This is a genomic window from Rheinheimera texasensis, assembly GCF_964031785.1.
Classification (GTDB): Bacteria; Pseudomonadota; Gammaproteobacteria; order Enterobacterales; family Alteromonadaceae; genus Pararheinheimera; species Pararheinheimera texasensis_A.
On sequence record NZ_CAXIRE010000024.1, the window covers coordinates 202,397 to 213,871 of the forward strand.

Consider the following 11,475-nt stretch of genomic DNA (forward strand, 5'->3'; position numbering starts at 1 on the left):
CGGCAAAATACCAATCTTTGCACTGGTGCTGTTTGTAAAACGAGACGGTTTCATCCGCCGTCCGCTCACAGCCTGAACTGATTAATTTTACGCTGTTTTTTGCATCACGGCAGAATTAAACGGAACACAGCGCCACCGAATTCACCGCCATTGGATAATTCAATACGACCGCATTGCTGCCGGTTACGGTGTGCCCGTGCAATCATATGAGCAAAAAACAAGCCAAGCCCGGTGCGGCCAGCGGCCAGATTCAGATTATTGATGCCTTCATCACTGTTATCCAGCATGTCCGGCGGATAACCTGAGCCGTCATCATGTAGCTCTATCACGAGTTGCTGTTGTTGTAGACTGGCTTTTAATAACAAACGGCTGGCCGAATACCGCAGCGCATTGACGAACATATCGTTCAGCAGGTTACTGACGAGGTCATTGTCAAAAAACCAACTCAGCCGGGCGGGGCAGTCTTTGGTGACTTCAATATGGCGTTGCTGACTGTATAAGGCATTTTTCAGCAGGATCTCGTCGCACAAATCGTCGACATTGTATTCGTCCATGTGTAGCGGCAACTGATCTTTTTCAATGCGGTACAGCGACAGCAGCTGCAGCAAATTGGTATTAAGGCGGGTAGCCTCGTAATGAATGCGGCCAAGCTCCTGACTCGCTGAGATGGATTTTTCCGCCAGCTCTTGTTGCAGCACGTCCATCGACTGGATCAGCATACACAATGAGTTCTTCATGTCGTGCACGCCGGACGCCAGCACAGTCGCGAAATCTATTTCAGGATGTTCCACCACATGCTCCTGTGAAGTTCAGTGATTTGAAGGAAAAAGTACTACAGTCTGATTGGTTTTTTAGCTACTATTAGTTATACATAAATAAAAAACAATGAATCGTTGGAATAATTAGCCCGATTTATTATTGCCATTGGCCGTCAACCATGGAAAGCCTGACCGATGAAATTACAACAGCTCCGTTATATTGTCGAAGTGTTAAACCATAACCTGAATGTGTCGGCGACGGCAGAAAGTCTGTATACGTCACAACCCGGCATCAGTAAACAAGTGCGGATGCTGGAGGACGAATTAGGTATTCAGGTGTTTGGCCGCAGCGGCAAACATCTAACCCATGTCACACCTGCCGGGCGCGATGTGATTGAAATCGCGCAGCAAATTCTGGCTAAAGTCGAAAGTATTAAAGCGGTAGCGAAGGAACATACTTTACCCGATCAGGGCAAACTCAATATAGCCACCACACATACTCAGGCCCGTTATGCGCTGCCTGGCGTTATTGGTGGTTTTATCAAGAAATTCCCCAAAGTGTCGTTGCATATGCATCAGGGCACGCCACAGCAGATCTCAGAAGCGGCATCCCGTGGTGAAGCCGATTTTGCCATTGCGACTGAAGCTATGCATTTATTCAGCGATTTGGTGATGCTGCCTTGTTATCACTGGAACCGCAGCGTGATCGTGCGCACCGACCACCCGCTGGCGAATTTACAGCGCAAAATCGAAATTGAAGATGTAGCGCAGTACCAGATTGTCACTTATGTATTTGGCTTCACCGGCCGCTCCGAGCTGGACCGCGCTTTTGGCGAAAAAGGCCTGGAGCCGAAAATTGTCTTCACAGCGACCGATGCCGATGTGATTAAAACTTATGTCCGGCTCGGTCTTGGCGTCGGAGTCATCGCGTCGATGGCGATGGATAAAACGCTGGATACTGATTTGGTCGCTATTGATGCCAGTCATTTATTTGCGGCGTCGACCACCAAAATCGGCTTCAGAAAAGGCACATTCCTGCGCACTTATATGTATGATTTTATTGAGCGTTTTGCCCCACATCTGACCAAGGACGTGGTTGAGCGCGCCAATATGCTGCGTAATCAGGAAGAAATCGACCGGATGTTTGCCAAGTTTGAATTGCCGGTGCGTTAAGCGCTATTGAGACTTACAATTGAAACTTAAAAAGGACAGCATTAGCTGTCCTTTTTGTTTTAGCCATCCAGATGTTGATATGTCTAAATAAAGTGGGTACAGTGCATGTTAATCAGGGTTCCTGCTGCAGAAGGTGATGCATGCAACTGGATTTTAAGCTGCTCAAAACGCTGCGCGCTTTGGCACAAACCGGCTCGCTGCAAGGCGCGGCCAGCCGGTTATTTGTGACGCAATCCGCGTTATCGCACCAGTTAAAAGATATTGAGCAGCAGCTTGGCGAGCCACTGTTTGTGCGCAAATCGCAACCTCTGCAATTCAGCTGGCAAGGGCAGCTGTTATTGCAGCTGGCAGATGAGGTGCTGCCAAAAGTCGAAGCGGTGCAGCAGCAACTGCGCCAGCAACCTGGCCTGCCGGCCCAGCTACGCCTGACGGTCGAATGTCACGCTTGTTTTCATTGGCTGTTACCGGCTGTCAAAGCGTTCCGCTTGCAATATCCGCAAGTGAACCTGAGTCTGGATACAGAGATTGAGCATCATGCCATTGAAGCCATGCTGGCCGGCGAGTTGGATTTAGTGCTGACCACTGACGCGCGGTTGCCGCGTCAGGTTTGCTATCAGCCGCTGTTTGAGCTGGAACTACTGGCTTACCTGGCGCCTGAGCATCCGCTTGCGGCGAAGCCCTGGCTGACGCCGGCTGATTTACAAAACGCGCGCTTACTTAGCTACCCAATTCCGCCGGAGCGGCAGGATTTGTTTCGGTATTTTCTCAAAGATCTGGAATTTAGGGGTGAACGCCGGCAAGTGGCGCAGGCCAGTCAGATGTTACAGCTGGTCGCCGCCGGCGAGGGGATTGCGGTGTTACCGTTGTGGCTGGCCGAACCATTTTTAAGCCAAGGGCTGATTGTGACGAGGCCACTTGGGCCACAAGGTTTAAAACGCACTATGTATCTGGCGAGCCGGCGTGGTGATAACCACAGCGCCGTGCAGGCGCTGTATCAGCTGCTGCAGCTCCATGCACCGGTTCAGGCTTCGTAGGGCAGCGGATCAGTGGCTTGGTTTAACTGAAAGGCTTCCAGCCGTTCGGCGCAAGAGCCGCATTTACCACAGGCTTTGGCCCGGCCGTTATAACAGGTCCAGGTTTTGCTGTAATCCAGCCCCATCGCGAGGCCGTCGCGCAGGATCTCGATTTTGGTCTGTTTCAGGTACGGGCTGATAATAGCTACAGGTTCATAGTTGGCGACCTGACAAACATCATGCATCTTCTGTACGAATTCAGGCCGGCAATCCGGATAAATAAAGTGATCCCCGGAATGGGCACCGTAATACACAGCCTGTGCGTCAAGCGACACGGCATAACCCACCGCCAGCGAAATCAAAATCATGTTGCGATTAGGCACTACAGTGGATTTCATGTTGTCGGCGGCGTAGTGGCCTTCCGGTACTTCGATATCCGAGGTCAGAGAGGAGCCACCAATCAGCTGGTTAATCGCTGAAATATCAACAACCTTGTGATTGATGCCGAGTTCTGCACAAACCGCTTTTGCACATTCCAGTTCACGGACATGGCGCTGGCCATAATTAAACGACAGGGCAAAAACTTCATGCCCGTCTTTGATGGCCTTGTGTAATACGGTAAAAGAATCCATACCACCGGAATAAATCACAACAACTTTTTGCGGCATCTGGCAAGCTCCCGTTATAATGGCCAACAAATTTGGGGCGCGCATTGTACTGCAATTCAGCCCGATGCTAAAGGAAATCCAAGCACTGTGTATAAAGTCAATGAAATCTTCGAAACCATTCAGGGTGAGGGTAGTTATACTGGTACGCCGGCGATTTTTGTCCGGCTGCAGGGCTGTCCGGTCGGTTGCGCCTGGTGCGACACCAAACATACCTGGGAAATTGTGCCGGATTTATTGATTGCGCTCAGTGACACCAGCAGCAAAAAAGCCGAGTCGGATCATTGGGCCAATGCCAATGCTGACGATTTGCTGGCGTTATTCCGCAGCCGCGGTTATCGCGCCCGCCATGTGGTGATCACCGGTGGCGAACCTTGTATCTATGATCTGAACCCACTGTGTGAACTGTTGCATGCCAACGGCTACAGCAGCCAAATCGAAACCAGCGGCACTTTTGAAATTCTGGCACCGGCGTCAACCTGGGTCACAGTCTCGCCCAAGGTGAATATGAAAGGCGGCTACCCGGTACTGACCAGCTGTCTGGTGCGCGCCAATGAAATCAAACATCCGGTGGCGATGGAAAAACACATCGAAGAGTTGCAAGCGCTTTTGCAATCGTTTGATAGTTCGGGAAAATTAATCTATTTGCAACCGATCAGCCAAAAGGCAAAGGCCACAGCGCTGGCTATCGATATGTGCAAACAACACAACTGGCGCCTCAGTGTGCAGGTGCACAAATACCTCGGCATTAACTAGTTCATTGCGTCTGGCGCTTGTTCTGTTGACTGCTGCTCACTGAGCCATTCCTGTAACATATCAAGGGTCGGACCCGGCTGGTCGGCACTCAGTAGTTCAAATTTTAACTGTGGCGGCATAGTCAGCACTTCCAACCAACGTTGTGCCAGCCAGCTGGCGTTGTGCCAGTCTGGTGACGGGTATAACGCCGCCAGTTGTGGATTTTGCTGATAAACCTGTTGCAGCGCGGGCACCAGAGGCCGTGCAGCCGCACTGATTTCCAGTTCAGACCATTGGGGTAAGGCTTCCGTCTGCGCAATATGCAGCTGGTCCGCTTCCTGCCAGCGTTTGATAATGCGCTGGCGCTCCACCCCTTCGATGGTAATACCCAGCAGTCCATCTGGCAGCTGACAAAAATCGATGATGCGGACTAAAGTCACCAGCGGGAAGATGCGCGCCTGATGTTGTTGATGGACATAAGGGTTGAGCAAAGCGCTGGCAAAAGGGCGTTGCTGCGCCTCGCGAACCAGGCGCTGATAACGCGGTTCAAATACCCGCAGTTGCATCCGGCCGTGCGGTAACACAATCTGGCTTAACGGAAATAACGCAATCGTTTGGGACATAAACAACACTCTGATCCTGACTGTGGCGTGATACGGTGTAGTTCTGTCGCTGGATTTGTGTTTGCCGGCTGAAAATCTGGCATTTTTTTGTTATGTTGGTCATAAGACGTCAGCAGAGGTTGTGCCCGTTATGATAAAACTTCAGTGCGTCCGCAACTCGGCGAACAGCATCATGCATCTGGTTTTACTGCTGATGTCCTGTTTCGCAGGACTGGCCGGGGCTGAGGGTATTAAATCGCTGAACGTGCTGTCACCGCCACTGAAAGCTGCGGTCAGTGACACCAACGCCGTCCCCTTTGCGATTTTTAATAGCGGTGGCCATTTATCCGGCGGCATGGCCAAAGATATTCTCGATAAAGTAGCGCTGGAACTACGCAGTCAGGTGCAGTATTTGGATATCCCGCGGGCCCGGCTCGAACCCTGGTTGGTGGCTGGTGATGCTGAAGTCGGTTGTTTTCTCAATCCGGACTGGGTCAGCCAGCCGCAACGTTTTGACTGGACTGATACTTTGTTTTTCAGCCGGCAATTGATTATCCGTCGCAGTGACAGCGCCCCCATCCGCCGCTTGGCTGATCTGTATTACAAAAGAGTCGGCACCACTTTTGGTTTTATTTATCCGGAATTACAACAGGCGTTCAGTGAACGGCTGATTGTGCGGGATGATGCGCACTCACTGCAAAGTAACCTGAAACGACTGGCGCAGCGCCGGCTCGACGCGGTGATGGCGGTCGACCTGAGTTACTTTTATCTGCTGGATCGCCAGCAGTTCGACACCGAGTTTGTTGCAGAGCCGATTTGGAGTGAGCCGCCCGGAGTTTTTTGTGCGGTGAGCCAGCAATCACCACGACGCCAGGCGATTTTACGCGCTTTTAGCCGGCTAAAAGCGCAAGGCGTGATTGAGCAGCTCATTCAGAAATACAAAACGGGTGGACCGGCTTAGCGGCCAACCGGATCATCTTTTAGTTTCGGAATTTTTAAACCCAACTCTTTACCGCGATCGCGGGCGTAGTAGGTGCAGCCGTAAAACATCAGACTGGCAAACAGCACTTCGGCCAGTGCCAGATAAAAAGCCATTCCACCGCTGACCCACATATGTGTCAGGCCGTGCACAAAATAAATCATCACAATAAAATTGGCCCAGGCAAAGGTATAGGCTTTACCCTGCCAGATCCCTTTGAGCGGTAACCACAGCGGGCCCCATAGCAGCGCCAGTAACACCCGCGAACTGCCAAGCTCAGGTGGTGACAGCCACAGCACCCAGGCCGGGATCAGTAAAAACAGCGCCAGATAACCCAGCTGCCCGATGCGCAGCAAACGTCGGGTGGATGGCGCCAACGGCGCCTGTTGTTCAAATAACACTTTCATTGTAGTTTCCCGGCAAAGCGGGCCAGCCGCTTGCCAAATTCGAGACAGAGGTGATGTTCGTGGGTGGTTAATCCACTGCTGGTGCCGTGGCTGGTGACCTGGGTCGGGCCATAAGGCGTACCGCCACTTTGAGTCTGATGCAGCGCCGGCACATCATAAGGCTGACCGAGCAGGACCATGCCGTGGTGTAACAGCGGCAACATCATGCCCAGCAGATTGGCTTCCTGGCCGCCATGCATTGAAGACGATGAGGTAAACACACCGGCCGGTTTATCAATCAAAGCGCCTTGCAGCCAGAGATCTGAGGTTTGCTCCCAGAAGTATTTCATTTCTGAACTCATCTGACCAAAACGCACCGGACTGCCTACAGCCAGTGCGTCTGCCTGCACCAGTTCGGCTTTTGTCACGACCGGGTGAGCGGGCGGCGGATCTGCTGGCCAAGGGGCGACGCAACGCAACATCGCCTCAGCTGCGGCGCTCTGCACACCTACGGCGATTTTTTCGGCGAGCCGCTGCACTGAGCCATGCCGCGAATGATACAAAATCAGTACCTTTGCCGGCATTACAGCAGTTCCAGCAACAACTCGGGCGGACGCGCCACTACGGCTTTATCTGGCCATTCAACAATAGGGCGTTCAATCAGTTTGGGGTGCTTGATCATTGCAGCGATCAGCTGTTCGTCAGTCAGCGCCGGATTGTCCAGGCCTAACTGGCTGTATTCTGCTTCTTTGCTGCGTAACAACTGCCGGGCTTGAACACCAAGCTTTTGCAGCAGTGCCTGCAAAGTCGCCTGATCCGGTGGGGTTTCGAGGTAATACACCACTTCAAACTTCAGACCGCGTTCTGTCAGCAGTGCCAAAGCCTCCCGGCTTTTTGAACAGCGGTTATTGTGGTAAATCTTCAGCATCTTGGTCTCAGTTTAATTGTTTTAACCGGGTGAATTCGGCCTGCCATTGCTTTTTCTTCGCCTCCAGCCGGCGGCTTTCCAGCTTGTCGGTGGCGGCTAACCGGTTCAGAGATTCATTAATATCATCAATAGCTTTGGGATAAATCGCCAGCTGATAATACAAATCTGCGCGGGCTTCAAAATACTTTGCCATATCATTCATCGATTTATAGGTATCGATCAGCATTTCATACGCCAGATAGGTATCAGGCTTGAAATACAGCAGATTTTTCAGCAGGTGCAGCGCCAGGCGTTCGGATTTCGCCGCCAGCGCCGCATTGGCGTAGTTCAGTGTGATCACCTGATTATTCGGCCGCAACAGATATTCCTGCTCAAGTAACTGCAGCGCCTTTTCGCTGCGGCCAGACTGAATGTAGACGTCGGTGATGGCATCGATATAAAACAGATTTTTGTCGTCATGCGCGCGCAGTTTCAACAAAATTTGCTCCGCCGCACTGACATCGCCATTGTCAAATAAAGTCAGCGCCAGGCCATATTGATTGGCTTTAGTATTGCCGCCAGGCGTCGCGACCTTTTTCTGAAAATGAGCCAGCGCATCTTTGCCTTTTAACTGATAACGGGCCCAGATCCGGGCTTTAGCCAGCGCGAAATCGCTGCTGTCAGGGACAAAACGCCGCTCGAATTGTTCGGCACGCACCCGGGAGTCACTGATCCGCGCCTGTGACAGCGGGTGAGTATATAAAAACGCCAGCTGGGTATTACTAAAACGGGTCTTTTCGCTGAGCTTGTTAAAAAATTCCGGCATGGCATAAGGGTCATAGCCGCCTTTGGCCAGTAACTGAATACCGATGCGATCTGCTTCCTGCTCATTGCTGCGGGTAAAATTAATCGCCTGCTGCGCAGCGACGCCCTGAGTGGCCATCAGACCCGCCATACCTGCTTCCGGATTGGCAATGGTCAATAAAATCGAGCCCAGTAAAGATGCCAGGGTGAGCGGTGCATTCTGCGATTTTGCTTCGACTGCGCGGGCGATATGGCGCTGCGTCACGTGCACGATTTCATGCGACATCACCGACGCGAATTCACTTTCACTGTCGGCGGCAGCCAGTGTGCCTGTATTTGATACAATATTGCCACCAAGCATGGCAAAGGCGTTAATATCCGGGCTGTTGACCCAGGAAAATGAAAAAGGAAAACGCACACCTTCCGCTTTGGCAACCAGCGCCTGGCCCAGTGTGTGCAAATACTCGTCTAATAACGGGTCGTTGACCATCGGCAGCTGTGCGCGGGTTTGTTTGAGCATCATGTCACCGATAATTTTCTCTTTTTCCGGTGACAAACTGGAGAAGGCATTAGTGCCTAAATCAGGCAAAGTGGTGGGGTTTACTGCCGCCGCGGTGAGGGGCAACACGAACATCGAACAAAACGCAATTTTCAGGAGATACGTCATCTACTTCTTCTGCTCACCTTGTAAACCGGATTTTAAACCTTGCAGCTGCAGGGCATCAGCATCGGCCTGACCCAGACGTTTTTCCTGTGCTTCAAAAAACGCCTTGATGGTGATGCCTTCAACTTTCTGCACATTGAGATGTTGCTGCATGAATTGAATCACTTTATGCACCGTTTTGTGCGCATGCAGGATCAGTGCGAAGTCGGCATCGTCGCCGTGTTCAAAGTAATATCCGATAAATTTATGTAACTGGTTGACCCGTAACAATAAGCGCATTGATACCGGGTCCCACAAATTGAACTCCATCAACCGGTTGCCTTTGACATACTGGTCAATCTCCTGGTCTTTGGCATACGGGATAGCATGAAGTTCAAAGCCGCGTTCAGAAAAAACCTGATACAGCGCAATACGCGGTTTATTGTCGCAATGGATCTCATTGTTGTCATCGATATAGCCGCCCAGTAATTGCAGATTCCAGTTGCGTTTATCGATGATTTTTTTCACGGCGGTATCAAAACCATGCGTCAGCATGCCTTCTGATTCGCCCAGTGACTGCGACACCATATGATAAAACGGCGGCAATTCACCCCAGTTAATCTGTTTTTTGTACCAGTTGATGTCTTTCAGCGATGGATTTGGCGGTAATTTGTGTTTGTTGCCATGTTGCGACATGAACTATTCCTCCTGGCCGCGCCGGATGGTAGGTTTTTCGGCCGCGTCGTCGGCAAATTCCGGCAAAAGCAGCTGTTTTGTCATAGAGTTAAAATGTATCACAACTTCTGCGGCTGTTGGGTAGCCGGCGAGGCATTTCCAGCGCGGACAGTGTTTATTCTGGCGGGAACCGTGACTACAAGCAAGACAGACCTGCAGGCAGGAGTATCAAATGCGTAATATCTGGCCACCACTGTTGCGCAGCGCTGCGGGATCTCCGGCATTTCTGCTGTTGGTTCACATCTTGGTGTTGTTGGGAATTGCGCTGTTTTTCGCCGATGTGTTGTTGCCGGCTTTTCTGGCTCTGTGTGGTGCTTATGTGCTGGAACGCCCGGTATTGTGGCTGCAGCGCCTGCCGATGCCGCGGGGTTATGCTGTGGCGCTGACCATGCTGGCACTGATCGCGTTGTTGTGGTGGTTGCTCGCGATGTTGTTGCCACTGGTGTGGCAGCAGGGGCAGGCTTTTTGGCTGGCTCTGCCGGAGCTGGCAGCAACGGGTCGGTTGTATCTGGATCAGTTTTGGCTGGCACAGCCTGGTTGGCTCAGCGAACGTCAGCTGACGTTGTTACTGCAGCGGCTGGAAGGGCAAAGCCTGAATTTCCTCAATACAATTCTGGCCTCGTCACTGACCGGTGTTGCCGGTGTGTTTTATCTGTTGGTGTACCTGGTGTTGTTACCGATGATGATGTTTTTTCTGCTCAAAGATAAAACAGCTTTGCTGACTGGTTTGCAACAGCAGTTCCCTACCAGCAGTGCTCTGTTAAAACCGGTTTGGCAAAAGTTGGATCATCAGCTGCTGGGCTACATTCAGGGAAAGCTGTTGGAGCTGGTCTTGCTGGCGCTGAGCTGTTATTTGCTGTTCAGCCTGTTTGCTCTGCCATACGCCTTGTTGCTGGCGCTGTTGGTTGGCTTGTCCGTGTTTATCCCATATCTGGGAATAGCCGTAGTGACTGTGCCTGTGGTGTTGGTGACAATCAGTCAATGGGGGCTCAGCAGCACCAGCAGCTGGATTTTATTCAGTTATCTGTTGTTGCAGCTGCTGGACGCTTACATTCTGGTCCCGTGGTTATTTGGTCGGGTAGTCGATATCAATCCGTTTTACATCATGCTGGCGGTGCTGGTATTTGGGGGTCTGTTTGGCTTTTGGGGCGTGGTGCTGGCTATTCCGCTGGCGTCGCTGTTAAAGGTGTTGCTACAGGCTTTTGTGCCTGGTTCTGAATAGCCGGCAGGTGGTATTTTTGCCACAGCAAATGAAACATGCCGGCGCGATATTGTTGCTCCAGCATCTGCTCCAGTTTGGCCGCCAGCTGAAAGTTAGGCGATTGACGCGAGAATGCCATATAACCGCGAATATTCTGATTTACATGATACGGCTGGCGCTTTAAGTCGCTGAGTTGCAGGCCGGCCTGAGCAAAAGATCCTTCGGCTGTCTGCTCAATGGTAATGGCGTAATCGGCGCGGCCTTTATGCACAAGCTCCAGCGCTTTGGCTTCAGAATTGACCGGGACTCTTTCAAAATCAGCAGCCTGATCAAAAGCAGGAAAATAAGCGGCGTCGCGCATCACAGTGACGCTGTGGCCGCTTAAATCCGCCACGGAATGAATGTCATGGTCTTGGCCGTGCCGGCTATAAAAGACAAAAGAAGAAACAAAATTCATCATGGCCGGCTGAATAAAATGCAGGTAGCTTTCGCGCTCATCCGTTTTAATCAAACCTGCCACGATATCAACTTCGCCCTGTTCAGCCAGTTTCAGGCAGCGTGGGAAAGGGCAGGTGACGATTTCAATGCGAAGCCCAAGCTGACGTGCTGCCGGTTTCAGCAAATCCAGCGACAAACCATGAGGTTCAGCAACGTCTTCGGTAAAATAATAGGGTGGGCTGTGGTACATCGCGAGTTTCAGCACCGGCATGTCTGCCCGCAATGGCGGCGCAGCGAACAACGGTGTCAGTGCCGACGGCAGCAGACAGAACAGCAGGACTAACAAGCTTTGTTTGAACATAGTGAGCATACGCACCTGACTTCTGAGTGGCCGCTGACTTTGTCGTGATCCTTGCGGAAATCTGTCCTGTAGAGA

General features: G+C 51.6%; 14 protein-coding genes. 5 read left to right on the plus strand and 9 right to left on the minus strand.

Annotation, left to right across the window (positions count from 1 at the left end; all coding sequences use genetic code 11):
* Nucleotides 1-104 precede the first annotated feature (104 nt).
* Nucleotides 105-791 carry a HAMP domain-containing sensor histidine kinase gene (locus tag ABNT34_RS19520; RefSeq protein WP_348734576.1) on the minus strand — a complete coding sequence of 229 codons (687 nt, stop codon included), beginning with the start codon at nucleotides 789-791 and terminating at the stop codon, nucleotides 105-107.
* Between the two features lie 162 nt (nucleotides 792-953).
* Here ABNT34_RS19520 and cysB point away from each other — a divergent pair, with 162 nt between their 5' ends.
* Both cysB and ABNT34_RS19530 read left to right on the plus strand, forming a co-directional pair.
* On the plus strand, nucleotides 954-1,931 hold the full coding sequence (gene cysB / locus ABNT34_RS19525; protein ID WP_348734577.1) for an HTH-type transcriptional regulator CysB: 978 nt from the start codon (nucleotides 954-956) through the stop codon (nucleotides 1,929-1,931).
* A gap of 140 nt (nucleotides 1,932-2,071) precedes the next feature.
* A complete protein-coding gene (locus ABNT34_RS19530) occupies nucleotides 2,072-2,965 on the plus strand; it encodes a LysR substrate-binding domain-containing protein (RefSeq protein ID WP_348734578.1) in 894 nt (297 codons plus the stop codon).
* Here the strand turns inward: ABNT34_RS19530 and queC are convergent.
* A complete protein-coding gene (queC, locus tag ABNT34_RS19535; protein ID WP_348734579.1) occupies nucleotides 2,953-3,612 on the minus strand; it encodes a 7-cyano-7-deazaguanine synthase QueC in 660 nt (219 codons plus the stop codon). The two genes, ABNT34_RS19530 and queC, sit on opposite strands and share 13 nt — an antisense overlap.
* Before the next feature lie 87 nt (nucleotides 3,613-3,699).
* Between queC and queE the strand changes: the two genes are divergently transcribed.
* Nucleotides 3,700-4,365, plus strand: coding sequence for a 7-carboxy-7-deazaguanine synthase QueE (queE, locus tag ABNT34_RS19540; protein WP_348734580.1), 666 nt, complete (start codon nucleotides 3,700-3,702; stop codon nucleotides 4,363-4,365).
* Here queE and ABNT34_RS19545 read toward each other — a convergent pair.
* Nucleotides 4,362-4,967 (minus strand): LON peptidase substrate-binding domain-containing protein, encoded by a 606-nt coding sequence (locus ABNT34_RS19545; RefSeq protein WP_348734581.1) that lies wholly within the window; start codon nucleotides 4,965-4,967, stop codon nucleotides 4,362-4,364. The genes queE and ABNT34_RS19545 overlap by 4 nt on opposite strands.
* A gap of 172 nt (nucleotides 4,968-5,139) precedes the next feature.
* Between ABNT34_RS19545 and ABNT34_RS19550 the strand changes: the two genes are divergently transcribed.
* Nucleotides 5,140-5,907: a transporter substrate-binding domain-containing protein gene (locus ABNT34_RS19550; RefSeq protein WP_348734582.1), complete on the plus strand. Its 768-nt coding sequence runs from the start codon at nucleotides 5,140-5,142 to the stop codon at nucleotides 5,905-5,907.
* On the opposite strand, the gene ABNT34_RS19555 is transcribed toward ABNT34_RS19550, so the two are convergent.
* The 5 genes from ABNT34_RS19555 to ABNT34_RS19575 are packed head-to-tail and all read right to left on the minus strand — an operon-like array spanning nucleotide 5,904 to nucleotide 9,361.
* A complete protein-coding gene (locus tag ABNT34_RS19555; RefSeq protein ID WP_348734583.1) occupies nucleotides 5,904-6,332 on the minus strand; it encodes a DUF2069 domain-containing protein in 429 nt (142 codons plus the stop codon). The two genes, ABNT34_RS19550 and ABNT34_RS19555, sit on opposite strands and share 4 nt — an antisense overlap.
* Nucleotides 6,329-6,895 carry an NAD(P)H-dependent oxidoreductase gene (locus ABNT34_RS19560; protein ID WP_348734584.1) on the minus strand — a complete coding sequence of 189 codons (567 nt, stop codon included), beginning with the start codon at nucleotides 6,893-6,895 and terminating at the stop codon, nucleotides 6,329-6,331. The genes ABNT34_RS19555 and ABNT34_RS19560 overlap by 4 nt, the downstream gene beginning before the upstream one ends.
* Complete coding sequence (arsC, locus tag ABNT34_RS19565; protein WP_348734585.1) at nucleotides 6,895-7,239, minus strand: arsenate reductase (glutaredoxin); 345 nt, start codon at nucleotides 7,237-7,239, stop codon at nucleotides 6,895-6,897. Before arsC ends, ABNT34_RS19560 begins: the two co-directional genes overlap by 1 nt.
* 7 nt (nucleotides 7,240-7,246) lie before the next feature.
* Complete coding sequence (locus ABNT34_RS19570) at nucleotides 7,247-8,689, minus strand: M48 family metalloprotease (protein ID WP_348734586.1); 1,443 nt, start codon at nucleotides 8,687-8,689, stop codon at nucleotides 7,247-7,249.
* Nucleotides 8,690-9,361: a hypothetical protein gene (locus ABNT34_RS19575; RefSeq protein ID WP_348734587.1), complete on the minus strand. Its 672-nt coding sequence runs from the start codon at nucleotides 9,359-9,361 to the stop codon at nucleotides 8,690-8,692.
* A 211-nt stretch (nucleotides 9,362-9,572) separates the two neighbouring features.
* On the opposite strand from ABNT34_RS19575, the gene ABNT34_RS19580 reads away from it, so the two are divergent.
* Nucleotides 9,573-10,622: an AI-2E family transporter gene (locus ABNT34_RS19580; RefSeq protein WP_348734588.1), complete on the plus strand. Its 1,050-nt coding sequence runs from the start codon at nucleotides 9,573-9,575 to the stop codon at nucleotides 10,620-10,622.
* Here the strand turns inward: ABNT34_RS19580 and ABNT34_RS19585 are convergent.
* A complete protein-coding gene (locus ABNT34_RS19585; protein ID WP_348734589.1) occupies nucleotides 10,561-11,400 on the minus strand; it encodes a transporter substrate-binding domain-containing protein in 840 nt (279 codons plus the stop codon). The genes ABNT34_RS19580 and ABNT34_RS19585 overlap by 62 nt on opposite strands.
* Nucleotides 11,401-11,475 lie beyond the last annotated feature (75 nt).

Bases quoted from the DNA above. Each gene is read 5' to 3' on its own strand.
- cysB (WP_348734577.1), top strand. From the start codon at position 954: ATGAAATTACAACAGCTCCGTTATATTGTCGAAGTGTTAAACCATAAC.
- ABNT34_RS19530 (WP_348734578.1), top strand. From the start codon at position 2,072: ATGCAACTGGATTTTAAGCTGCTCAAAACGCTGCGCGCTTTGGCACAA.
- queC (WP_348734579.1), bottom strand. From the start codon at position 3,612: ATGCCGCAAAAAGTTGTTGTGATTTATTCCGGTGGTATGGATTCTTTT.
- ABNT34_RS19545 (WP_348734581.1), bottom strand. From the start codon at position 4,967: ATGTCCCAAACGATTGCGTTATTTCCGTTAAGCCAGATTGTGTTACCG.
- ABNT34_RS19550 (WP_348734582.1), top strand. From the start codon at position 5,140: ATGCATCTGGTTTTACTGCTGATGTCCTGTTTCGCAGGACTGGCCGGG.
- ABNT34_RS19555 (WP_348734583.1), bottom strand. From the start codon at position 6,332: ATGAAAGTGTTATTTGAACAACAGGCGCCGTTGGCGCCATCCACCCGA.
- ABNT34_RS19560 (WP_348734584.1), bottom strand. From the start codon at position 6,895: ATGCCGGCAAAGGTACTGATTTTGTATCATTCGCGGCATGGCTCAGTG.
- arsC (WP_348734585.1), bottom strand. From the start codon at position 7,239: ATGCTGAAGATTTACCACAATAACCGCTGTTCAAAAAGCCGGGAGGCT.
- ABNT34_RS19570 (WP_348734586.1), bottom strand. From the start codon at position 8,689: ATGACGTATCTCCTGAAAATTGCGTTTTGTTCGATGTTCGTGTTGCCC.
- ABNT34_RS19575 (WP_348734587.1), bottom strand. From the start codon at position 9,361: ATGTCGCAACATGGCAACAAACACAAATTACCGCCAAATCCATCGCTG.
- ABNT34_RS19580 (WP_348734588.1), top strand. From the start codon at position 9,573: ATGCGTAATATCTGGCCACCACTGTTGCGCAGCGCTGCGGGATCTCCG.
- ABNT34_RS19585 (WP_348734589.1), bottom strand. From the start codon at position 11,400: ATGTTCAAACAAAGCTTGTTAGTCCTGCTGTTCTGTCTGCTGCCGTCG.